We start from the raw sequence: 24,226 nt of genomic DNA on the forward strand, positions 1-24,226 counted from the left end.
AATTTCAATTACCTATTTTTTTTCTTTATCTTTCTTTTTAAGTTTATCAGATAGTGTTGAAAAAGGTAAGTTTTTTCCAGATAATGGAGAACTGAATTTAGAAACAGCCTCTTTATTTTGAATTTCTTCAAGAAGCTTAATACTTAGCGAAACTTTTCGCTTTTCAAAATTAAGTTCCGATATTGCCGAGTCTATTCGTTCTCCGCCCACGAATCTTGATGGACGTGCATCTGAAGAACTTACAGCTATTTGGGATTTTTTTATTACAATATTCATTAGTGATCCCTCTGGCTGGACTATAAGACCTTTGTTGTCTGAAGAAATAATTTTTACTGTTATTGTATCATTAATTTTTTTATCTTTAAAATAATCAAATGGATCTTTTTCTGTTTGTTTTAACCCAACTCTTACTTTTAGTTGATCTTCTTTTATTTCAAGAATTTTAACTTTTATCTTTTTACCAATTTTGTAATTTTTCAATTCTGTTTCAGGGTCACCAGTATATGAAAGGTCGTTGCAATGTAAAAATGCATCAATATCGTACTTATCGAGTTTGACATATAGGGCGTACTCATTCGAACTACTTACCACACAGTCTATTGTGCTGCCTACTGGATGGTTTTTAACTAACTGCTTATAAGGGTTTTCTGTTGTAAGTTTGTGAGAAATTGCTATTCTTCTTTTTTCTTTATCTATTTCAGTAATTACACACATTATTTTATCACCTACCTTAAAACTTTTTTTCGGTGAAGCATTTTTTCTTGTCCACGAAATTTCTGAAGAATGTAATAAAGTACTTAGACCAGGCTCTAATTCACAGAATGCACCAAAATCCATAAGCTTGATAACTTTAACCTCATATTTTTTATTGAGTTCATAATTTGAAATTTTTTCAAAAGGGTCGGGAGACAATTGTTTGATTGAACAACCAACTTGCAGTTTTTCTTTATCAATAGATATAACAAGCAAATCATGCTTGTCTCCAATAGTAAAGATTTCTTCGCAATGATTAACTCTAGAATAACTCACTTCCTGAATATGAACCAAGCAGTCAAGCTCATTATTAACATTAAAAAAACACCCAAAACTTGAATATCCTTTAACAACAGCATTTTTTATAATGTCACCTACTTTATATTTCTCAATTATTTTCGCTTTATCTTCTTTTTTGCTTGATGAAATTATCTGTCTTCTAGAAACGCACGCATTACCTCTGACCTTGTCCATTTTAATAAGCGCAAACTTCTGTGGTTCGTTCATTAAGTGTGAAATATCTTTAAGTGGAGTATCAGAAATTTGAGAACCTGGGCAAAACATTAGTGAACCTGTATCTAGATGCTCTACTATTACGCCTCCTTTACATTTACTAATTATCTTGCCAGTTATTGGTTCATTTTTTTCAAAATGGTCGATTAATATGTCCCATCCTTTTATTTTTTGGGCTTTACTAGCTGAAACTAAAATTTCACCATTTCTATCTTCTAATCTTTCAAGTAGCACAGGAATTTTTTCGCCAGTTTTAATTTTTTTTTCTAAACCAATAGTTTTTAACTCGTTAATATCTACGATAGGTTCTGATTTTAATCCACAATCTAAAAAAACATATTTATCACTTATTTTTGTGACAGTACCCTCTATTATTTTACCTTCTACTAAATTTTGGGTTTTAGATAATTGGGTGTTAAGTAGTTTTTCAAACTCTTTTGCTTCGGGCGAATCTGAATTTTTGTATAATTCCATATAATTTAAAAAAAGTGTGTTCTTTTAGATAAAAATATCGAAATAATCAAGATACAAATAGTTTAATAATTAAATAAAAAACATCATGATTTTGTGCAATAATCTTTAATTTATCATGATAATTTAAACTTAATCCCTAGATTTTTTATTATTTTTAAAAAAGATGGAAACGAACTTTTAAAACTTTCGACATCCTTTATAATCCAATTTCCACCAAAAACAAGACCAGCAACAACTGATGTCATAAAAACTCTATGGTCCTTGTGATAATCTTCTATTACTATTTTTTTTTTAATTTTAAGATCTGAGTTTCCATAAATTTTTATCGAATTCGAAGTTAATTTTGTTTTAACTCCCATCAAATTTAGAATTTTTGATCCTAACTTAAGCCTAGGACTTTCTTTTTTATTAAGTTCATCCAAATTTCTAAAAATTGAAACACCTTTTGCTTTTGCAGCAACTAAAAAAAGTATTAAAAATTCGTCAATTAAATTACTATTGAGTTTCGGAGGGCAATTGATCTTTTTTAAATTTTTTTGACTCTTTACAAGAATATCACCAATTTTTTCCTCATATCTTTTTTTTAAATTTCTAATTTTTATCTTCGCACCCATCTTATTCAAAATTTTTATATAACCAATACGTGAGTCATTTAAATTGACATTTTTTAAAATCAAAGATGAATTTTTTGAGAGTAAAGTCAATACAATAAAAAAAGCACATGAACTTGGATCTGATGGAATTTTGTAATGAAAAGATTTAAAATTTTTTTGCCCTGATATAAAAATCTTGTCGGTTTCATTATTTTTTTTTATTCTAATTGGTATTCCTAAATATTTAAAAAACCGTTCACTATGGTCTCTGGATTTTTTTGCTTTAATAATAGTTTCACCTGGAGTGTTTAAAGATGCCAACATCACTGAGCTTTTACATTGAGCTGATCCTTTATTTTCACTATAAATAATTGGATTTACAAATTGTGAACCTAAAATCATTAACGGTAAACCTTTTTTTTTGTTGAACTTAAAAGTTGCACCTATTTTTTGCAAAGGCTCTATGATCCTTCCAAAGTCTCTTCTAGATAAACTTTTGTCACCTATCAACTTTATAGGATAAGGAGTTTTAATTAAAAGCCCTAAAATTAGCCGAGCAAAAGTTCCAGAATTTCCTGCGTCTAAATGAATTTTTTTTTTAAATTTAAAACCATTTATTCCTAAACCATATATTGTACATTTTTTTCCTTTTAAAAGAATCTTTATACCTAATTTTTTCAAACATTTAATTGAGTTAAATATATCATCTGATAGCAAGATGTTATCAATAATGCTCTTCCCGAATGCTTGTGAACCTAATAGGAGAGCTCTTATTGATATACTTTTATCTCCATCTATTTGAATTTTTTTGTTAAATTTATTTATATTTTTATTAATATAAATCCTTTGTGCCATAAAAGCTTAATTAAATTTAAAGGAATCTCCAAAGTATGCATTTTGTGCATTAGGATTTTTTACCAGTTCTGAAGGAGTTCCTTTTGCAACTACTTTTCCATCCGACAAGACGACTGCAACATCAACACATGTTAAAAGATCTCTTGCTTGGTGATCACAAATACATATAGTAATCTTATTTTCAGATTGTAAATTGACAATAATTTGTTGTAACATTTTTATTGTCATGACATCTAATGCTGCAAAACACTCATCAAGTAAAAGCAATTCGGGATTTCCAAGTAAAGCCATTGCAATTACTAATTTTTTCTTTTGACCACCTGATAGAAACTTTGCTTTTATATCTCTGATGGACTCTAAATCGAATTTAGAGGTTAAATAATTTATTTTTTCCATTCTATCTCTTGGATTTTTTATTAAAATTTCGCCAACAGCTTTTAAGTTTTCAAATAAAGTTAAATCATAAAAATAACCCCCGTATTGAGGTACATATCCAATATTAAATTTGGTTGTTCTAAGGAAAATCGGAAAATCATTCACTTTTTCACCCTTGATATAAATTGATCCGCTATCTGGAGATATCAGTCCTGTTATTAAATTAAAAATTGTTGATTTTCCAACCCCGTTTGGGCCTAACATGCCAAAAATCTCACCTTTGTTAATATCAAAGCTAATATTTTGCAAAATTTGTCTATTTACAAAAGATAAGCTTACATTCTCTAGTTTAAGAATTGGTTTTTTTTGTTTGAAGCTTTTAATTCTAAATTTTTTAATTATTGCCATTATTAGAGATACTCTTAATTAGTATTTTATTTTTTGAGTCGTTCATAAAAATCTTTGTTTTTTTTTTTAAAATATCGATTTCAGCTCTATCTGCTTTTAAAGTTGAAATGTTACTGAAATAAAGAACATTATCATATATGGAAACAAGATTATTTTCAAAGGATAAATCAAGAAAATCACTTCTAAGACTATGTTCATTAAATTGCACTGTCACCTCACCATTAAAAATTGTGTCATAACTTTTGGAATTGTATTTAGCATTATTCGATTTGATAAAAACTTTCTCAGTACTCTTTAATTCAATCATTGCTTCAACATTTTCCATCAGAATTATGTCGTGGTTTGTTCTGTCAATTATGCCCTTTTTTGCAACTATCTCATAAATATTTCCTGTATCATCTACCGAAAAATATTTAAGATTTTCTATTAAGTTCTCATCAATAATTTGTGTTTGATTTCTTTTATTAATGACTTCTTTATTACCTTTGTTTTCGTAAAAATATTTGAAATAAATAAAAACTGAAACGATTACCAGAAACATTAATAAAAATAACTGAAATAGAACACCTTTTTTCATTTATTGGATATTACTCGCTAAAATATTGTGAATGTGAACTACGCCAATAGTCTGTCTATTTTTTTTTGTTTTATGTACACACAATAAAGTGATTTTATTTGAATTCATCAAAGATAAAGCTTTTGCAGCAAGCATGTCAGAGTTAACAGAAATTGGATTTTTAGTCATTACATCTTTTACTTTCAGTTTTTGTAAATCCCCTTTTTTTTCGTTAAATCGTCTAATTTGACCATCAGTAACTATTCCAGTCGTATTTTTTTTAGAATTTCTCACTACCAGTACACCCAATTTTTTTTTTGATATAAATCTAAGTGCAGACTTCATATTTGAGTTTTCATTTATAAAAGGTATCTTTCCTCCAGTCAGCATCAAGTCCTCAACTGTTTTTAGTTTTGATCCCAAACTCCCAGAGGGATGAAATTTTTTAAAGTCTTTTTGGCCAAATTTCTTCTGTTTCATTGTAGCTATTGCTATTGCATCCCCAATAGCTAACTGAACAATGGTTGATGAAGTTGGTACAATTCCACCTGGCCCAGCTTCTTTAACTTCTGGCAATAAAATCTTTATGTCAGAAGCTTTATAAAGAAGAGAATTTTTTTTTGAAACAATTCCAATTAAAGTTATATTTTTATTTCTGTTTGAAAATTGAATAATATTTTTAAGTTCTGAAGACTCACCACTATTACTGATTAATATAAGTATATCATTTGAGCTAATTTGTCCAAGATCCCCATGCGAACAAGAGCTTGCGTCTACAAAAAAAGACGGCGTTCCCACTGAAGCCAAAGTTGAGGAAATTTTTTTTGCTATTATTCCTGATTTTCCAACACCAGATAAAATAACTTTTCCTCTTTTACAATTTAGAATAGCTTCAACTGCCTTTTTAAAATTAACATCCAAAACGTTAGTCAATTTTTTTAATGAAATTATTTCTGTTTTAATAACTTCTTTAGCGATTTTTTTATAAATATCTTTACTCATATTAATGTGACCATATATCTTCAGAAAAAGATGCTAAATCTAGATTCACTCGTGTATTCACAAACTTTAAACACTCCTCATAAAGTTGATATCTTTTTTCCCTTATCAAAATTTTGTTAAGTGCATCATTAATTTTATGAAGATAAAGAACATCATTTGCACAATATTTAATCTGCGCCTGAGATAATTGCCCACCAAAATCTGAACTTTGAAATTGTTTACTTATATCGATACCAATAAATTCTTTAATTAAATCTTTTAACCCATGCTTATCAGTATATGATCTAGCTAATTTTGATTGGAGTTTTGTGTCCTCAATATTTGTAACATCAATTGAAAGATATTTTTTTATAAAAGTTAAATCTGCTCTTGCAAAGTGAAAAATTTTTTTGACTTTTTTATCTGACAAAACTTTTTTTAAAACTGGTGAATTGTAATTATCTCTATCAAGTTGAATAATGTGTGCATCTGAATTTCCAGTGGAAATTTGTACTAAACATAATTTGTCTCTTTGAAAATTTAAACCCATAAATTCACAATCTACTGCAATTTTATTGCCTATTTCTAAATCTTCTGGTAAATCTGATTTGTGAACTTTTATATCCATAAATATTTTTAAATAGTATTATGAAACCAAAAAATTGTCTAATTTTTGGCGCCTCTGGTCAAATTGGGAGAAATTTAATTAGAAGCTTAACCAAAAACGATATTAAAGTAACTGCTTTTACGCGCAATATTCATCAAAAAGGATATAACCTAAAAACTCAGGCAAATCCCGGATATCTAGATGTTGTTGAGGGTAGTATTTTTGATTATGAGTTACTTAAAAATTTATTTAAGGATGCAGATTTATGCATTAATTTAGTTGGCATCCTTTATGAGAAAGGCCAAAATAATTTTGAAAATATTCATATAAAATTCCCAAAAATTATTTCACAACTTTCTTCCAAATTTAAACTCAAAAAACTAGTCCATTTGTCTGCTTTAGGCGTAGAGGATGCAGTAGACTCCTCTTATGCAAAAAGCAAACTATTAGGCGAAAAAGAAATTAATAATAATTTTGGAGATTTTGCTACCATTATTAGACCTTCAATTGTTTACTCAGTGGATGACAATTTTACAACTCAATTAATGACGTTATTAAATCTTTTACCAGTTTTCCCAATATATTATAATGGAAAAACAAAATTTAGACCTATTTACTGTCCTGACTTGACTAAATCAATAACAGAAATAATTGTTAAAGATTGTAAAGAAAATATAATAGAATTTGTAGGACCTGAGGAGATGACATTTAAAGAAATTTTAAAAAAATTACTTTATTCAATCGATAAAAAAAGACTTTTATTTCCCATGCCAATACCTCTTGCTAAATTGACTGCTAATTTATTTCAATTATTGCCTAAACCCTTAATTACAATCGACCAATTAAGATTATTAAAATATGATAATATTCTCTCTGGTTGCTATAAAAGTAATATAGACCTTAACTTTAGTTGTAATTCAAAATTTCAAACGGAAATTAATAAATATTCATATATGTGGAAAAAAGATGGAGAATACTCTAAAGAAAGAGACAAAGTAAATTTATGATAGTTTTGACAATCTACGTTGTTATAGCTCTAATCCTGTGTTTTGTATTGTTTATAGCTTTTAAAGCAATCAATACTGGCATGGAAGCAAAAAAAGCAAAAAAAAAAATTTATGAAAATGAGTTGAAGTCTCCTACTCAAAGTGATGATTTGTTAAGCAAGTTGAACAATTTGAACGAACTTTATGAAAAAGGCGCTTTGAGCGAGGAGGAATTTAGAGCCGCAAAAGAAAAAATTTTAAATAATTAAACTAAGCAGTTTTAATTTTTCGTCTTATAAACTTAGGAACTTCATTTTCATTTTCCTTATCAAAAGTTTCTTCTTTTCTATTTTTAGGCTGAAATGCATAAAGTAGATGAAGTTTACAATACGAGAAATCTTTAAGAGATTTTCTTCCACAAAAGTAAAAGTCTTTTTCATTTGGATGTCCAATCGGCCATTTACATGAATTTTCATCAAGTTCCTCTAACTGTTTTGGATTTTCTGGTTCAAAATCCTTTTCTATAATTAATGATTTAAATTTTCCTCTTCTGAAGTTTCTTTTAAGTTCCTTGTTTTGATTTACATTAGAAGAACTTAAATTTGTATTTTTTTTAGTCTTTATTTTTCCTGATAAATTTAATCGATGAGCTTTCCCGATGACGGCATTTCTGGTTACACCGCCGAGCACAATAGCAATTTCACTTGCTGTATTGCCTTTACCCCAGAGTTCTTTCAATTTTTCAACTTTTTCAGGTGTCCAGCTCATTACAATATTTTGATTTAAGTTTTATCATATATACTATATATAGTAGCAATATAATATTTAATATTACAAGCATTTTCTTTAATTTCTTAACAACTTATTACTTATTAAATACTTATGGTTGAATTAAATAAAAAATACACAATTGGGGTTAGACGCTTTGGTCTTGTTAATTGGATTGGTTTTTTTTCTCTGTATAAAAAGGAGACCCTACGTTTTCTAATTGTGTCTGGTCAAACACTTTTTGGTCCAGTCGTAACTGCAGTTTTGTTTTTAATGGTAATTTCTCTTGCTTTAGGTGAAAACAGAGGGATAGTTCTGGGTGTTCCGTTTGTTGAATTTTTAGCACCAGGGTTGATTAGTATGCAAATAATCCAACAATCTTTTGCACACTCCTCATCTTCAATATTATCTGGAAAAATGATGGGAAATATCGTTGATTTGATAGGAAGCCCACTTTCTGCACTTGAGGTGACACTTGCTGTAATTTTTGCGTCAATTACAAGATCTTTATTAATAAGCTTTCTTTCAATTATCGTCTTTAGTTTTTTTACCGAAATTCACCTAGAAAATTTTCAACATTTTTTGGTTTTTTTATTTTTGTCATCCTTTTCTATGGGAGCCATGGGTTTTATAGCAGGTATGTGGTCTGACAAGTGGGAAAATATGGCTACAGTAACGAATTTTGTAATTGTTCCAATGTCATTTTTATCTGGTACTTTTTACTCAATAAATAGACTACCTGAAGTTTTACAAAAAATAAGTTTTTTAAATCCTTTTTTTCATATGATCGACGGGTTGAGATTTTCTTTTATAGGAAATAGCGATGGATCAATTAAATTTGGTCTTATATATTTATTTTTGTTAAGTTTAATTATATGGTCCATATCATTTCTCCTTTATAAAAAAGGTTATAAAATAAGAAATTAAATGTCATTTTTAGCAAATAATTATAATAGAAAAAAAATCTCTTTCAAAAAAGGCATAGGTAGCTACTTGATTGCTAAAAATGGTAAGAAGTACTTAGATTTTTGTTCGGGTATAGCAGTAAATAGCTTAGGTCATGCAAATCCAAGATTAGTAAAAGCACTAAATAAACAAGCAAAAAAAGTCTGGCATGTATCAAATGCTTTCATAATTCCTGAAGGAGAAGAATTGGCAAAAAAATTAGTAAAAAAAACCTTTGCAGACTCAGTGATATTTCAAAATTCTGGCACTGAAGCAACAGAAGTTGCTATAAAAGTAGCTAGAAGATACTTTTATTCAATCGGGAAACCAAAAAAAAATAGAATTCTTTGCGTTAAAAATTCTTTTCATGGTCGGACTATAGCTGCTATTTTTGCTAGTGGATCAAAGAAAATGACTGAGGGATTTGGTCCTAAAGTAAGTGGTTTTGATCATTTTACTTTTGGGGATCACGAGTCTTTAAAAAAAAAAATAACTAAAAATACCGCAGCTATAATGGTTGAAACAATTATGGGTGAGGGAGGGATAAAAGTAATTCCAGACTGGTGTTTAAAAGATTTAAGAAAATTGTGCAACAAGAAAAAAATATTACTTATACTTGATGAAGTACAATGTGGAATTGGAAGATCGGGAGATTTTTTTGCTTTTGAAAATTCAAAAGTAAAACCAGATATTGTACCTATCGCAAAGGGAATAGGAGGAGGTTTTCCAATGGGTGCAGTATTGATGAATAAAAAGGTAAGTAAAGTGATGGTGCCTGGAACTCATGGATCAACATTTGGAGGCAACCCACTAGCCATGTCTGTTGGAAATGAAGTAATGAACATAGTTTCAAATAAAAAATTTTTGAATAATGTTAAAAATTTATCTAAATATTTTTTGAAAAATTTAAACAATTTAAAGGAAAAATACCCAAATATAATTAAACAAATAAGAGGAAAAGGTTTGTTGATAGGAATCCAAATTTACAAAGATCAGAATCTATTTATAAAAAAACTTATGGAAAATAAGCTACTGACAATTAAAGCAGCTGAAAATGTAATTCGTATTTTGCCACCCTTAAATGTTAAAAAGAAAGAAATAGAAATAGCATTAAAAATTATTGATAAAGTTTGCTCAACATTCTGATAAATAAAATGAATCATTTCATAAATCTAAAAGACATATCAACTAAAGATCTTAGAAAAATTATTGATGACGCAAAAAAAAGAAAAAAGTTTAGAAAAAAACTTAGCACACTTGAAGTTGATAAGGGATCTCCCCTTAAAGGAAAAATATTGATACAGATGTTTGAAAAACCAAGTTCAAGAACAAGAATAAGTTTTTTTCTTGCAATTAGGCAGTTAGGAGGGGGGACTTTGACATTAAGGTCTAATGAGCTTCACTTAGGTCAAGGAGGAGAAAGTATTTCTGACACCGGTAAAATTCTTTCCACCTACGGTGATGGCTTCATGCTGAGAACTGATAGTGAAAAAAAAATGGAAGATTTTAAAAAATATTTATCAATACCTATAATAAATGGTTTAAGCCCTTTATCTCACCCAACTCAGGTATTATCTGATATTTTCACAGTTGAAGAAATTAAAAAAAAACCTATTTCAAAATTGAATATTTGTTGGATTGGTGACTCAAATAATGTTTTGAATAGTTTAATTGCCGCCTCAGTGAAATTTTCTTTTAAGCTAAGCATTGGCTGTCCAAAAAAATTTGAACCCGGAAAAGAAGTTAGAAACTGGGTCAAAAAAAATAATAAGAAAATTTTTATTTATAATGATCCAAAAAAAGCAGTTTCTGGTGCTGACGTAATATTTTCAGATAAAGTAATTTCACTCAACGATAAAGGGAATAAGAAAGAAAAGATTTATGCGTTTAAAAATTTTAAGATAGATAAAAAGTTGACCAGATTTGCAAAAAAGGATTTTATATTTTTACATTGTTTGCCAAGAGGAAATGAAGTTTCGGAGGATGTTTTTTTGAGTAAAAACTCACATGTCTGGCAACAAGCACTTAATAGGGTTCATGTTCAAAAAAGTATTTTGTTATACTGTTTTGGAAAATTAAGGTAACGGCAAAGGGCTATTCGAATTTTTGTTTAAGTATAAAATTACTGATGCCCTATCTTTTTCTTTTCTTAAACCTGCGAATGCCATTTTTGTACCTTTTATCCAAGCTTGAGGTTTGATTAAATAACCATTTAACTCTTCAAAAGTCCAATTTTTTTTGTAGGCAACCAGTGCTTTTGAATATTTGTAATCTTCAACGACAGCAACTTTTCTTCCCACAACATTGTATAAAGCTGGTCCAATTTTGTTTCCCCCACCCGCTCGTATCGAGTGACATGCAGAACATTTTTTAAAGATTTTTTCGCCATGCGCGAGGTCAGCTTGTGCCATTAAAGCCGATATATCAACTTCGACCTTTTCCTCTTTTTGAGCCACAGTCTTTTTGGTAACATCTTCAGTTACCTCAACTTTATAACCAGAAACTTCTGGCTTTTCCACATTGAATAATAAGTTTGAGATTTTTCCAATACCAATGACTAAGAGCGCAACTAACAATACAGCTGCAACTATTTTATTTATTTCAAAAGAATCCATTATTTTTTCTCAAGAACTCATATAACATGTTAATATTAAAATAAACTAATTAAAAAATTATTTGCGTCTGTAAGACGCATTAAACTTTAAAATGAATAACACAATTATCTTGATACCGTCTAGAATGAGCGCATCAAGGCTTCCTGGAAAACCTTTATTAAAAATAAATGGGATAAGCATCATTCAGCACGTATACAACAAAGCTAAGGCGACAAATTTGGGCAAAGTTTATGTTGCAACAGAGGATGTTGAAATTCAGACTGAAATTGAAAAAAATGGTGGTAATTCAATAATGACTAGTAAAAATCATCAAACAGGCACTGATAGAATTTTTGAAGTAGTAGAAAAAATTAAAAAAGTAGAAAATATCAAATATGTCATTAATTTACAGGGAGACGAACCTCAAATATCGACAGAGGATATAATAAATCTTGATAAAAATGTTAGAAAACTAAATTCTAAAATTGGTACGCTTTGCACAGATATTAAAAACAAAAAAATATTTAGTAATAAGAATATTGTAAAAGTCTCCGTAAATGAAAATTTTCGAAAAAATAATTATTCACCAGCTTTGACTTTTTTTAGAAATGCAGAACAATTTGATGAAAAAAATACCTATCACCATATTGGAATTTATCAGTATGAAATTTTGACTTTAAAGAAATTTATTAATTTAAAACAGACAGAAAATGAAAAAAAATTTAGATTAGAGCAACTACGTGCTTTAGATAATGATATACCTATAGATGTTATGTATACGCAAAATTCTCCAATAGGCGTTGATACCATGGATGATTTTATGGAAATTAAAAAAATAATGGAATATAAAAAAGGTTAAATTTATGAAAATTGTATATCAAGGTTCACCCGGAGCATACTCACACCTAGCAGCAAAAAAAATGTATCCAAAATTTGACACTATATCTTGTAAAACTTTCGAGGAGTGTTTTAAATTATGCGCTGAAAATGAAAATTATAAGACAATAATTCCAGTTGAAAACTCAATTGCGGGAAGGGTTGCGGATATACAATATCTTATTAATAAATATAAACTTCAAATTTATGCCGAACATTTTGAACCAATAATGCACAGCTTAATGATACTGCCCGAAACAAGTATGAAAGAAGTAAATTCTGTAAGATCTCATTCTCAAGCAATTTCTCAATGCCAAAAAATTATTAATGAAAATAATTTAGAACCTATAATTGCAGCGGATACAGCAGGTAGTGCAAAATATATAAGTGAAAACAAAATCAAAAATGAAGCAGCGATTGCATCAGAACTTGCAGCGGAAATTTATAAATTAAAAATAATAAAAAAAAATATTGAAGACAACAGTGGTAATATTACTCGATTCTTGATTATGGGAAATAAAGCAGACCATCCTGAATTTAAAAAAAAAAATTACATCACAAGTTGTATATTTAAGGTCAAAAATAAACCAGCTGCACTTTATAAGTGTTTAGGTGGATTTGCTACAAACAACGTTAACTTAAGTAAATTAGAGAGTTTTTCAGATCAAAATAGTTTTGAACAATATTTATTTATTTGTGATATTTACGGTCATATAGAGGACCCGAAAATTCAAAAATCTTTGGAAGAACTCGGTTTTCATACGGTTAGTTTGGATATATTGGGCGTTTATGAGGCCAGTGAATTTAGAAAAATTTAAAAAATTTAAAACTTTTATTGTAGACTAGAAAATATTACTGTTATAATAAATGGGGGCCAATCAGGTGGTGTTACCATAAATCCCCCCAGGCTTGAAAAAGAGCAAGGGTAATGAGTATTTTCCAGGTTGATTGGTCTCCTTAAAAATACATGACTAATAATTCAAAAGTCCTAGCCTTAAAGTACAGACCTCAGGTCTTTGACGATTTAATTGGACAAGAAATTATTGTTGATACTTTAAAGAAATCAATAAGCTTTAACAAAATTCCTAATGCTTTTTTATTTACAGGAATTAGAGGGATAGGAAAAACAACAATCGCAAGAGTTTTAGCGAAATCTTTAAATTGTTCTAAAGGCCAAAATTTTTCTTGTAATAATGATTGTTGTAACAACGGTGTAGAAATATCAGAGTCAAGAAATATAGATGTTTTAGAAATTGACGCTGCTAGCAGAACTGGCGTAGATGATGTTAGAGAGCTTATTGAATTTTCCAGATATGGTCCAACTTCATCAAAATACAAAATATTTATTATTGATGAAGTTCACATGTTAAGCAAACAAGCATTTAATGCTTTACTAAAAACTCTTGAGGAACCACCAAATTATTTAAAGTTTATATTTGCAACTACTGAGGTGAACAAAATTCCAATTACTGTTTTGTCAAGATGCCAGAGGTTTGACTTATCCAGAATTAAATCTCAAGATATGTTACAATTTTTGATAAAGGTCTCTGGTAAAGAGAGGATTTTGGCAAATACTGAAGTGCTTAAATTAATATCAAAAATTTCTGAAGGCTCAGTAAGAGACGCTTTATCACTGCTTGATAGAATTTCATTGAGCAGACTAGATAGTAATGAAAAAGAATTCACACTGGAAGATGCCCAAAAAATTTTTGGGTATTTTGATAAAAGTATCTTAATTGATCTAATTGAAAGTATTTTTAATGGTGATGAAAAAAAATCGCTAGATATTTATAGAAATATTTATTCTCAAGGTGTCGATCCAAAAGTTTTTCTAAATAATTTCATAGAGATAATTTACTATATAAAAAATTTTGAAAATCTCAGAAATATCGACTCTTCAATTAATCTAAATGAGGATAGTATCAATAAATTAGAAAATTTATTTAAAAAAGTAGATCCGAAAACTTTGATAATGTTCTGGCAATTTTCGATTGAAATAATGGATGAAATTAATATTGTTTTTGATCAAAATTTATCAGTTGAAATGTTTTTAATAAGACTTCTTTATTTAAATGGAATGATAGACGAACAAACTGAAAACCGAAAACCTGTCAATCAACCTTTTTCCAAAGATCAAACAAAAGATAATAAAGAGAATATTAAAAATAGTATTGTCAATCAGTTAAAATCATCTACACAAAAAAAAAAAGAAAATAAATTTGAACAAGATCAAAATTTAAATGACCTAAATATTAACTCATTTGCAGATTTAGTAGAAATCTGCACAGTTAAGAAAGAAGCCGAATTAAAGTATGAACTTGAAAATAATGTGAATTTAGTAAGTTTTAAAAAAGGATATATTGAAATTAGTTTTAACAATAATTTAAAGAAAGAATTTGTAAAGACCTTGTCCTCAAAACTTTATGATTGGACGAAGGAGAGGTGGATACTCACTTTATCGCAAAAAAAAGGTCAAGATACTTTAAAAAAGAATAGAGCAATTAAAAAAGAAATGGATTTTGAAAAACTTAAAAAAAGCGAAATATACGATACTATTAAAAAGTCGTTTTCTGATGCTGAACTTATAGACATAAAGAGTGAAAAAAATGAATGATTTTAGTAAAATTCTTGATCAAGCTAAAGAAATAGAAAAAAAAGTAAAAGAGAGCCAGGAAAAAATTAAAAATATTGAGGCTGAAGGCTCTTCAGGAGGAGGCTTAATAAAAATTTTACTAAATGGAGATGGAGAAATATTAAAAGTTGATATATCTCCAAAAGTCTTATCAGAGGAAAAAACAATGTTAGAAGATTTGATTATTGCTGCACATAACGATGCAAAAAATAAGTTAAAAACTAAAACAACTGAGGAAATATCTAAGGCTACAGGAAATTTTGGTATCCCGGGCTTTAAATGGCCTTTCTGAGCATGAATAATCTCACTGAAATAGAGGAACTGATAAAAATAATTTCCAAACTTCCAGGACTTGGTCCAAAATCTGCAAAAAGAATAGTGCTTAAATTAATTAGTAATAGAGACGAACTCATTAAACCTTTGGCTCACGTGCTGGCTCAAGTTTATAAAAATGTATCACGATGTACATCTTGTGGATCTTTAAAGTCAAATTTAAATGGCTGCATTAATTGTGGCAACATAAAAGAAAAACATAATAAAATTTGTGTTGTTGAAGATATTAGCGATCAGTGGTCTATAGAAAACTCAAATATTTATAAAGGTTATTTTCATATACTTGGAGGAAATTTAAGCTCAGTCGGTCAGAGAAAAGAAGAACTTTTAATAAACTCATTAAGAGAAAGAGTAAAAAGAGATAATATCGAGGAAGTAATTTTAGCATGTTCTAATACAGTAGAAGGCCAAACTACTGCATTTTATATTCAAGATAGTTTAAAAAATTTAAATATTAAAATAACTAAGTTGGCACAAGGTTTACCTGTGGGTGGTGAAATAGAAAGTTTGGATGATGGCACCCTAAATTCCGCCTTCAAAAATAGGACAACTATCTAGAGGTTATTAATTTTTTTTTATAGATCTATTCAAGTGCAACAAAGGTTCCGTATAACCTGATGGTTGGTCCTTACCTTTAAAAACCAAGTCACAAGCAGTTTTAAAGGCAATAGAATTATCAAAATTATCAGACATATTTTTATATTCAGGATCATTTTTGTTTTGATCATCTACAATTTTTGCCATTTTTTTTAATGTCTCTAGTACCTGATTAGGAGTACATATATTATGGTGTAACCAGTTAGCAATATGCTGAGAAGAAATTCTTAAAGTTGCACGATCCTCCATGAGACCGATATTGTTTATGTCCGGAACTTTTGAACAACCTACACCACTATCTATCCATCTTACAACGTATCCCAATATCCCTTGACAATTATTTTCAAGTTCGGTTTTAATTTCATCAATTGACCAGTTTGGAGCTCTAATGATTGGTAATTTTAAAAGATTGTCTAAGTCAAATTTTCTTTTATTAGATAGTTTTTTATGAACTTTGAAAACGTTCACCTTGTGATAATGAGTTGCATGTAAAGTTGCTGCGGTCGGTGAAGGAGTCCAGGCACAATTCGCTCCAGAAGAGGGATGTCCTATTTTTTCATTTAACATGTCTGCCATTCTATCTGGTGCAGCCCACATTCCTTTTCCAATTTGTGCTTTACCAGAAAAACCACATTCTAATCCAACAACAACATTATTGTTCTCATATGCTTTAATCCAATCAGAATTTTTTATATCGCCTTTCTTAATCACTGGACCCGATTCCATAGATGTATGTATCTCGTCACCAGTTCTATCTAAAAATCCAGTATTAATAAAGACAACTCTTCTTTTTACATTTCTAATACACTCTTTTAAATTAGCACTTGTTCGTCTTTCTTCATCCATTATTCCAATTTTGATTGTATTTTTTTTCATTTTTAAAACATTTTCAACATGAGTAAAAATTTCATCAGCAAATGCGACCTCATCTGGTCCATGCATCTTTGGTTTAACAATATAAATTGAATTTTTTCTTGAGTTCCCTTTTTTAATAAAGTCATGCAAACATGCTGCAGAAATAATAAAGGCGTCCATAATACCTTCAGGAACTTCTGATTTATCTGATAATAAAATTGAGGGGTTTTTCATTAAGTGCCCAACATTTCTATTCAATAAAAGAGCTCTTCCATGTAATTTAAATTTTTTTCCAGTTTGAGAAATGTAATTTCTATCTGAGTTTAAGACTCTTTTATATTTTTTTCCTAATTTTTCAAATTTGACTTGTAAGTTTCCTTTCATTAGTCCCAACCAGTTTCTGTAGCCCAGTACTTTGTCACTTGCATCTACTGCAGCAACACTATCTTCATGATCTATAATTGTTGAGACAGCTGACTCTATTACTAGATCACTAAGCCCAATGGGATCGTTGTTTGCATGGAAAGCGTAAGGATTAATAATTAATTCTACATGAAGCCCATTATTAATAAGCAAAACACCTTTAAGACCTTTTTTATCTTGTCGATATCCTTTAAACTGCTTTTTATCTTTCAAAGATATAGTTTTTTTACCAATTTTTAAAATTAATTTATGTTTTAAAATTTTTAATTCACTTAGTTTTTTCCATGAAGCATTTTTTAATGGAAAAATTTCATCTAAGAAATCTCTACAATAATTTATGACTTTTCCTCCACGGACAGGATTGTATCTGTTGTCAAGTTTTTCAGAACCGATTGCATCTGTTCCATATAAAGCATCATATAAACTTCCCCATCTCGCATTTGCTGCATTTAAAGCGTATCTTGCATTTGAAATTGGAACAACCAATTGGGGACCTGGTGTTTTTGATATTTCTTCATCAACATTTTCTGTTTGGATTTTGAAGTTTTTTCCCCCTTTTTTTAGATATTTAATAGAATACAAAAATTTTTTATATTCTACTAAATTGAACTCATTATCTTTGTTTTGTATATGCCAATCATTAATTTTTTTTTGAATACTTTCTCTTATATCAATCAACTTTTCATTTTTTGGTTTTAAAATGTGTAAAGATTTTTCAAACCCACTCCAAAAATTTTTTGGCTTTATCTTTGTGCCCTTAAGAACCTCATCGTTTACAAACTTTAATAGCTCTTTTGATACATAAAGACTTCCAACATTTGTATATTCTTTTAAATTTTTGATTTTCATAGTTAAAAATTATCTTAGAAATTAATAAATTAACATATATAATAATTACACACTAATAAAAGTAATCATTTTATTGCCATTTTTAAATATTAGTGGATATTTAATTATGAAAAATTATTTAAATTTTGAAAAAGATATAAAATCCTTAGAAAATGAGATTGAAAAACTTCAAGATCCATTCGCTAAAGATGGTATCACACAAGTTGAAACTGGAAAATTGGCAAAACTTCAGAATGATTTAAGTTCTAAACTTAATGAAATTTATTCAAACCTTAATCCATGGCAAACAACAATGGTCGCTCGTCATGAGGACCGCCCTAAATCAAAATTTTTTATTGATAATCTTTTTGAGGATTTCTTTCCCATTCATGGTGATAGGTTATTTGGGGAGGATAAATCTTTGATTTCTGGATTAGCGACTTTTAAAAATAAATCTGTAATGGTAATTGGACAAGAAAAAGGTGAGGATCTTGACACTAGAATTGAAAGAAATTTTGGAATGATGAAACCAGAGGGATATCGAAAATCAATTAGACTAATGAAGTTGGCTGATAAATTTAACTTACCAATTATTTTATTTATAGATACTCCCGGCGCTTATCCTGGAGTTGGAGCAGAGGAGAGGGGTCAAGCTGAAGCAATAGCAAGATCAATAGAATGCTCAATGTCGGTTGGTGTGCCTACAATTTCAATCATTATTGGTGAGGGAGGATCTGGTGGCGCAATAGCTTTAGCTTCCTCAAATAAAATTATAATGTTAGAAAATGCAATTTATTCAGTAATATCCCCAGAGGGATGTGCATCTATTTTATGGAGAGATCCAACAAAAACTCTAGAAGCCGCAAAAGCAATGAAACTAACCTCTAAAGATCTTTTGAATTTAAAAATTATTGATGAAATAATTTCTGAACCAACTGGTGGAGCTCACAGAGATAAAAACCTAATTTTAGAAAATGTAAAAATGTCTATTGATAAAAATTTAAATGAGTTAAGCAATCTTTCTAGAGCTGAAATTAAATCTCATAAAAAAGAAAAATTTTTAGAAATCGGTAGGGATAGAGGTTTAACAGAGGGAGTTTCTATTTCTAATAGATTGCCAATTAATTTTACAAATATGAATAAATTTATAAAAGTTTTATTCAAATATAAATATTTTTTTATAGGATCGATATTTATTTTAGCAGCTTTAATTTTTCTCTTAAAATAATACTGAAACTTATTGGAATTTTATCCTCTTTTTTCTACGATTTTTAAATTTAGCAAAATCATCACTATATCTTGCCTAATTTTATTTAGCAGTGTCTCAAAAGAATGAAACGCCTCCTTTTTGTACTCAACTAATGGATCCCTTTGACCATAAGACCTTAAACCTATAACCTGACGTAATTGTTCTAAATACTGAATATGATTTTTCCAGTTTAAATCAATTAATTGCAAAAAGATTTTTTTTTCGATTTCTTTAGAAGCATCCTCACCTAAATAAGTGCTTCTTTCGTCTCTCTTTTTTTTAAAATTTGAATTAATTAAGCTAGTAATTTCTGTGTCATTCAGACTTCTTAATTTCTCATTTAAATTTTTCTCATTTTCACCAAAAAGAGTTTTAACCCTGTTAATCTGAGATTTATTTTCTAAAATATTAGGAGATTTCTCTCTTTGTTTAATCACATCCTCTATTTCGTCATTTAAAAAGTTATCGATAGTTTCAAATATATTTTGTTTTTCCAAAACAGCTTTCCTTTGACTAAATATTACATGTCTCTGATCATTAAGCACATCGTCAAATTTTAATAAAGTTTTTCTTATATCAAAGTTTCTAGCCTCAACTTTTTGCTGCGCTCTCTCTAAAGCCTTGTTTATCCAGGGATGGTCAATACTTTCTCCATCTTTTAATCCGAGTTTTTCCAATATTTTGTTAATAGACTCTGATCCAAAAATTCTCATTAAATCATCTTCTAAGCTTACATAAAAAATTGAATTACCTTCATCACCCTGTCTTCCAGCTCTTCCTCTAGCTTGATTATCAACTCTTCTGGACTCCATCCTCTCTGTACCAATAACAAAAAGCCCTCCTAAGGATTTAATTTTCTCTTTATTATCTTTTAAATTATCTGAGTCTTTTCCACCTAATTTGATATCTACACCTCTACCAGAAATACTGGTTGTAATTATCACTGAATTTAATTTACCTGCATTGGCAATAATCTCAGCCTCTTTCTCATGATTTTTTGCGTTTAATACTGTGTGAGAAATTTTATTTTTTTTAAATAAATCTGAGTAAATTTCAGACTTGTCAACACTAGATGTAAAAACGAGTAATGGTTGCCCTTTTGAATTTAGCATTTTTACTTTAGAAATAATTGCATCTTGTTTTTCTTTTTCTGTTCTAAAAATTTGATCATTCCAATCTTTTCTAATCATTTCTTTGTTTGTTGGAATAACAATAACACTGAGATTATAAATTTCATAAAATTCCTGGCTTTCTGTAATTGCTGTACCAGTACATCCTGCGAGTTTTTTATATAACTTGAAATAATTTTGATAAGTAATTGATGCAAGTGTCTGATTTTCCATTTGAACTTCTAAATTTTCTTTTGCCTCTAAAGCCTGATGTAGTCCATCACCATACCTTCTACCTTCAAGAATTCTTCCAGTAAGCTCATCAACAATTTTGATCTTTCCGTCTACTTCGACATAATCTTTATCTTTCGAAAAAAGATGATTTGCTTTTAAGGCTTGATTAACGTGATGTACAAGATTTAAATTAGCAGGATCATAAAAATTATTATTTTTAAGTATCCCAATATCTTTCAGTAATTTTTCTATAGAATCTATCCCTTCATTTGTTAAAGTGACATTCTTATCTTTTTCATCTATTTCATACTCATTGGATTTTAATCTTGTAACAAGTTTGTTAATAGCTTTATATTGATTACTCGTTTCATCTGATTGTCCAGAAATAACCAATGGTGTCCTAGCCTCATCTATTAGACAAGAATCGATTTCATCTACAATAGCAAAACTATGTTCTCTTTGTGATAATTTATTTGAAGAATATTTCATATTATCTTTCAAATAATCGAAACCAAGTTCACTATTAGTAGCGTAAGTAATATCCTTCAAATAATTTTCTCTTCTCTCATCATCAGATTGATCATTATTGATGTAACCTGCACTTAGACCAAGAAAGTTATAAATTTTTGACATGTTTTCACAATCTCTCTTTGCTAAATAATCATTTACTGTAACCACATGAACACCTTTTCCAGAAAGAGCATTTAAATAAGCTGCTAATGCAATTGTAATTGTTTTTCCTTCCCCTGTTCTCATTTCTGCTATTTTGCCCTGATGTAATGCAATACCTCCTAACAACTGAACGTCAAAGTGTCTCTCATTTCTTGATCTATTAGATGCCTCTCTTACATACGCAAAAGCTTCTGGCAAAATTTCATCGAGGTTTTTTCCACTTTTGATTTGATTTTTAAGTTCATTAGTTTTATTTGGAAAATCACTATCTTTTATCTTAACCACATCATTTTCGAGTGAATTAATTTTTTCTAGAATTTTTCTGAACTTAGCAAGCTCGATATCATTGCTACTCTTAAATATTTTACTGATAAAGCTTAATGGATTTAACATTTTTTTTTGATATATAATTAATTATTAATTGATTATATAGTTATAAATTAATTTTTTTAAATAGAATGCCTCTAAATTTAAGCAATTTTTTGTTATCTAAAAAGGAAAAGTCAAAAATGGCTGACTTCCAGGACCTGGACCATATTGATGGTGTTTCTGTATCTACGACTTCAGCTAATTTATATAATAATGACAGAGATGACTTAGTTCTTTTCTATTTTAGACATGGTGCTGAACATGCATCAGTTTATACTCAATCGCAGGTCGTTTCGGAAAATATCAAATGGAATAAGAAGTTAAAAACAAAAAAAATTCGCGCTCTTTTAGTTAATACAAGAAACGCAAATGCTCTAACAGGAAAAAAAGGGTATGAAGCTCTTACAGAGATTTCTGAGGAAATAGCATCAAATTTAACAAAGAAACAAAAAGAAGACGAAGAATATCCAAAAAAAGTAAAACCAAACGAGGTTTTGTTTGGTTGCACCGGAACAATCGGAGAAGTATTTCCTAAAGAGAAAATTAAGTCTTCAATTAGAAATTTAGTAGATAAAATTAAATACACTCAAAATAAGTATTTATGGATCAAAGCTGCAATGGGAATTTTAACAACTGATCTTAAACCAAAGCTTGCTATGGAAGAATGTAATATTGGAAATACAAAAGTAAAAATTTATGGTCTCGCCAAAGGATCTGGAATGATTTTTCCAAATATGGGTACCACACTCGCCTATATTTTTACTGATGCAGATCTTAACTCGAATGTACTAAAAAAGATTTTAAAGAAGAATATCCAAAACACTTTTAATGCAATTAGTTGTGATGGTGATACTAGTACAAATGATATGGTTACAATTTTTTCAACAGGAAAGGCAAAAAATAAATCTATAAATAATACAAATGATATAAAATTGAAAGATTTTGACTTAGCTCTTAACAATGTTTTATTAAACTTAGCAAAAAGAGTTGTAAGCGATGGTGAAGGAGCCACAAAGTTTATAAAGATTAATTCATTAAAGTGTTCGAGTGAAAGTGATGCGAAAAAAATATCATTTTCAATTGCTAATTCGCCATTAGTAAAAACAGCTATTACAGGAGAAGATCCTAATTGGGGAAGAATATTAATGGCAGCAGGAAAAGCAGGTGTTGAGTTTGAAATAGATCGGGTAAATTTATTTATAGGAGAGTTTAAAATTTTGGACAAAGGACAGCTAATTAAAAATTATATTGAAAAAGATGTTGCTGATTACATGAAGCAAGCCAATTTAGAAATCTCAATTGAGATTAATAATGGCAATAAAAGTTTCACTTGTTACACAATGGACTTCACTCAAAAATACATATCTATTAATTCAGATTATAGAAGCTAAAGGTTGAAAAAAATTAGAGAGTTACTATTTAAATTATATGATTAAATACAAACTAATTTGTAAAGATTGTAATAACATTTTTGATAGTTGGTTTTCTAATTCGAAGGAATACGAGAAATTAAAAAAAAGAAAATATTTGAATTGTCATTTTTGCGATTCTAAGAAAGTTGAAAAAACACTAATGGCACCAAATGTATTAAATAGTTCGGACTTTAAGAAAAAAGATATAAATAAAATTAAAGAGATTAAATCAAAGTTAAGAGAATTTAAAAAGTTCATTAAAGATAACTTTCAATACGTAGGAGACAACTTTGCTCATGAGGCAAGATCAATACATTATGACCCAAAAAAGAAAAACAAAGCAATTTATGGAAAAGCTTCACAAAAGGAAATTGAAGATCTCAAACAAGAGGGTATTAAAACTGAGGAATTTCCCTGGATAGAGGATAAAGAAAATTAAGTTTTAGAAAATTGCGCAAGATAATTTACAGAGCTATCTTCAGATACAATCCACTCATTTTTTAGAATATCAAACTTTACACCTATTAATTCATTCAAATTTAACGAATTATTTTTACAAATATTGGTTAAATCTCCAGGTGTTAAAAATTTGTTCCAGTCATGAGTACCTATTGGCAACCATTTCAAGATATATTCAGCACCTATAATTGCAAATACATACGACTTTAATGTTTTATTTAAAGTTGCAATAAACATTAAACCGTTTTTCCTCAAAAGTTCAGAGCTTTTTAATAAAAAAAAATCAACATTATCAACATGTTCAACTATCTCCATATTTAATACTACATCAAATTTTTCTTTTGCAACAAATTTATCTGGAGATGAACAATAATAATCAACATGTAATTTACTTTTTTTCAAATGCATTTTAGCAATTTTGATATTTCTGTCCGAGGCATCTATACCTGTAACTGTTGCGCCTAATCTTGAAAGAGGTTCACTTAAAAGACCTCCACCACATCCAATATCTAATATCTTAATATCTTTTAAAGGTAATTTTTCTGATTTATTTCCAAATTTTTTAGTAATTGTATTTTTAATATATCTTAGTCTTACAGGATTAAAATTGTGTAGTGGTTTAAATTTACCTTCGGGGTCCCACCATTCATCAGCTAACTTTGAAAATTTATCAATTTCCTTTTTATTAATAGTATCTTTTTTCATTGGTTGTTGACTTTACAATTTAGATGTATTTTATCTAAATATAAAAATTTAAATATAAAATATCA

The 24,226-nt window shown here is 28.9% G+C and carries 24 protein-coding genes and 1 other RNA gene; 14 read left to right on the top strand and 11 right to left on the bottom strand.

Annotated elements, in window-relative coordinates; genetic code table 11:
- Positions 1-12: 12 nt before the first annotated feature.
- The 6 genes from AMN84_RS02540 to AMN84_RS02565 form a co-directional block, all read right to left on the bottom strand.
- Positions 13-1,740, bottom strand: coding sequence for a S1 RNA-binding domain-containing protein (locus AMN84_RS02540; protein WP_075483128.1), 1,728 nt, complete (start codon positions 1,738-1,740; stop codon positions 13-15).
- Between the two features lie 113 nt (positions 1,741-1,853).
- Positions 1,854-3,188 carry a 3-phosphoshikimate 1-carboxyvinyltransferase gene (gene aroA, locus AMN84_RS02545; RefSeq protein ID WP_082254963.1) on the bottom strand — a complete coding sequence of 445 codons (1,335 nt, stop codon included), beginning with the start codon at positions 3,186-3,188 and terminating at the stop codon, positions 1,854-1,856.
- 6 nt (positions 3,189-3,194) lie between these two features.
- A complete protein-coding gene (locus AMN84_RS02550) occupies positions 3,195-3,971 on the bottom strand; it encodes an ATP-binding cassette domain-containing protein (RefSeq protein WP_075483130.1) in 777 nt (258 codons plus the stop codon).
- On the bottom strand, positions 3,958-4,548 hold the full coding sequence (lptC, locus tag AMN84_RS02555) for an LPS export ABC transporter periplasmic protein LptC (protein ID WP_075483132.1): 591 nt from the start codon (positions 4,546-4,548) through the stop codon (positions 3,958-3,960). The genes AMN84_RS02550 and lptC overlap by 14 nt, the downstream gene beginning before the upstream one ends.
- Entirely contained in the window at positions 4,549-5,529 is a 981-nt protein-coding gene (locus tag AMN84_RS02560; RefSeq protein ID WP_075483134.1) for a KpsF/GutQ family sugar-phosphate isomerase, read from the bottom strand. It abuts the gene before it with no gap.
- A 1-nt stretch (position 5,530) separates the two neighbouring features.
- Positions 5,531-6,136 (bottom strand): ribonuclease D, encoded by a 606-nt coding sequence (locus tag AMN84_RS02565; RefSeq protein ID WP_075483136.1) that lies wholly within the window; start codon positions 6,134-6,136, stop codon positions 5,531-5,533.
- Between the two features lie 20 nt (positions 6,137-6,156).
- On the opposite strand from AMN84_RS02565, the gene AMN84_RS02570 reads away from it, so the two are divergent.
- Entirely contained in the window at positions 6,157-7,122 is a 966-nt protein-coding gene (locus AMN84_RS02570; protein ID WP_075483138.1) for a complex I NDUFA9 subunit family protein, read from the top strand.
- On the top strand, positions 7,119-7,370 hold the full coding sequence (locus AMN84_RS02575; RefSeq protein WP_075483140.1) for an SHOCT domain-containing protein: 252 nt from the start codon (positions 7,119-7,121) through the stop codon (positions 7,368-7,370). The genes AMN84_RS02570 and AMN84_RS02575 overlap by 4 nt, the downstream gene beginning before the upstream one ends.
- A gap of 1 nt (position 7,371) precedes the next feature.
- Here AMN84_RS02575 and AMN84_RS02580 read toward each other — a convergent pair whose 3' ends face one another.
- Positions 7,372-7,869, bottom strand: a complete 498-nt coding sequence (locus tag AMN84_RS02580; protein WP_075483142.1) for a GcrA family cell cycle regulator — start codon at positions 7,867-7,869, stop codon at positions 7,372-7,374.
- Between the two features lie 114 nt (positions 7,870-7,983).
- Here AMN84_RS02580 and AMN84_RS02585 point away from each other — a divergent pair, with 114 nt between their 5' ends.
- Genes AMN84_RS02585 through argF form a run of 3 tightly spaced genes read left to right on the top strand, consistent with a single transcriptional unit; the run spans position 7,984 to position 10,898 of the window.
- Positions 7,984-8,796: an ABC transporter permease gene (locus tag AMN84_RS02585; protein WP_075483144.1), complete on the top strand. Its 813-nt coding sequence runs from the start codon at positions 7,984-7,986 to the stop codon at positions 8,794-8,796.
- Positions 8,797-9,960: an aspartate aminotransferase family protein gene (locus AMN84_RS02590; RefSeq protein ID WP_075483146.1), complete on the top strand. Its 1,164-nt coding sequence runs from the start codon at positions 8,797-8,799 to the stop codon at positions 9,958-9,960.
- 8 nt (positions 9,961-9,968) lie between these two features.
- Positions 9,969-10,898: an ornithine carbamoyltransferase gene (gene argF, locus AMN84_RS02595; RefSeq protein WP_075483148.1), complete on the top strand. Its 930-nt coding sequence runs from the start codon at positions 9,969-9,971 to the stop codon at positions 10,896-10,898.
- Here the strand turns inward: argF and AMN84_RS02600 are convergent.
- The gene (locus tag AMN84_RS02600; RefSeq protein WP_075483150.1) at positions 10,890-11,429 is read right to left on the bottom strand and encodes a c-type cytochrome; all 540 of its coding nucleotides are present in this window, start codon (positions 11,427-11,429) and stop codon (positions 10,890-10,892) included. The genes argF and AMN84_RS02600 overlap by 9 nt on opposite strands.
- 91 nt (positions 11,430-11,520) lie before the next feature.
- Here AMN84_RS02600 and kdsB point away from each other — a divergent pair, with 91 nt between their 5' ends.
- The 6 genes from kdsB to recR all read left to right on the top strand — a co-directional run bounded on the left by kdsB (position 11,521) and on the right by recR (position 15,807).
- On the top strand, positions 11,521-12,267 hold the full coding sequence (kdsB, locus tag AMN84_RS02605) for a 3-deoxy-manno-octulosonate cytidylyltransferase (protein WP_075483152.1): 747 nt from the start codon (positions 11,521-11,523) through the stop codon (positions 12,265-12,267).
- Between the two features lie 4 nt (positions 12,268-12,271).
- The gene (locus AMN84_RS02610; RefSeq protein WP_075483154.1) at positions 12,272-13,102 is read left to right on the top strand and encodes a prephenate dehydratase domain-containing protein; all 831 of its coding nucleotides are present in this window, start codon (positions 12,272-12,274) and stop codon (positions 13,100-13,102) included.
- 48 nt (positions 13,103-13,150) lie between these two features.
- Positions 13,151-13,249: signal recognition particle sRNA small type (gene ffs, locus AMN84_RS02615), an RNA gene on the top strand.
- Between the two features lie 2 nt (positions 13,250-13,251).
- Positions 13,252-14,898, top strand: a complete 1,647-nt coding sequence (gene dnaX, locus AMN84_RS02620; protein ID WP_075483155.1) for a DNA polymerase III subunit gamma/tau — start codon at positions 13,252-13,254, stop codon at positions 14,896-14,898.
- A complete protein-coding gene (locus AMN84_RS02625; RefSeq protein WP_075483156.1) occupies positions 14,891-15,208 on the top strand; it encodes a YbaB/EbfC family nucleoid-associated protein in 318 nt (105 codons plus the stop codon). The genes dnaX and AMN84_RS02625 overlap by 8 nt, the downstream gene beginning before the upstream one ends.
- A gap of 2 nt (positions 15,209-15,210) precedes the next feature.
- Positions 15,211-15,807: a recombination mediator RecR gene (recR, locus tag AMN84_RS02630; RefSeq protein ID WP_075483157.1), complete on the top strand. Its 597-nt coding sequence runs from the start codon at positions 15,211-15,213 to the stop codon at positions 15,805-15,807.
- A 6-nt stretch (positions 15,808-15,813) separates the two neighbouring features.
- On the opposite strand, the gene AMN84_RS02635 is transcribed toward recR, so the two are convergent.
- A complete protein-coding gene (locus AMN84_RS02635; RefSeq protein WP_075483158.1) occupies positions 15,814-17,973 on the bottom strand; it encodes a malate synthase G in 2,160 nt (719 codons plus the stop codon).
- Between the two features lie 106 nt (positions 17,974-18,079).
- Here AMN84_RS02635 and AMN84_RS02640 point away from each other — a divergent pair, with 106 nt between their 5' ends.
- Positions 18,080-19,180 carry an acetyl-CoA carboxylase carboxyltransferase subunit alpha gene (locus tag AMN84_RS02640; RefSeq protein WP_075483159.1) on the top strand — a complete coding sequence of 367 codons (1,101 nt, stop codon included), beginning with the start codon at positions 18,080-18,082 and terminating at the stop codon, positions 19,178-19,180.
- A gap of 20 nt (positions 19,181-19,200) precedes the next feature.
- Here the strand turns inward: AMN84_RS02640 and secA are convergent, their stop codons facing one another.
- Positions 19,201-21,609: a preprotein translocase subunit SecA gene (gene secA / locus AMN84_RS02645; RefSeq protein ID WP_082254964.1), complete on the bottom strand. Its 2,409-nt coding sequence runs from the start codon at positions 21,607-21,609 to the stop codon at positions 19,201-19,203.
- 116 nt (positions 21,610-21,725) lie between these two features.
- Between secA and argJ the strand changes: the two genes are divergently transcribed.
- Positions 21,726-22,976, top strand: coding sequence for a bifunctional glutamate N-acetyltransferase/amino-acid acetyltransferase ArgJ (gene argJ / locus AMN84_RS02650; protein WP_256998147.1), 1,251 nt, complete (start codon positions 21,726-21,728; stop codon positions 22,974-22,976).
- A gap of 37 nt (positions 22,977-23,013) precedes the next feature.
- Complete coding sequence (locus AMN84_RS02655) at positions 23,014-23,436, top strand: DUF1178 family protein (RefSeq protein ID WP_075483161.1); 423 nt, start codon at positions 23,014-23,016, stop codon at positions 23,434-23,436.
- Here AMN84_RS02655 and ubiG read toward each other — a convergent pair.
- Positions 23,433-24,161, bottom strand: coding sequence for a bifunctional 2-polyprenyl-6-hydroxyphenol methylase/3-demethylubiquinol 3-O-methyltransferase UbiG (gene ubiG / locus AMN84_RS02660; protein ID WP_075483162.1), 729 nt, complete (start codon positions 24,159-24,161; stop codon positions 23,433-23,435). The two genes, AMN84_RS02655 and ubiG, sit on opposite strands and share 4 nt — an antisense overlap.
- Positions 24,162-24,226: the final 65 nt, after the last annotated feature.

It is taken from the genome of Candidatus Pelagibacter communis (assembly GCF_001180105.1).
Taxonomy (GTDB): Bacteria; Pseudomonadota; Alphaproteobacteria; order Pelagibacterales; family Pelagibacteraceae; genus Pelagibacter; species Pelagibacter ubique_K.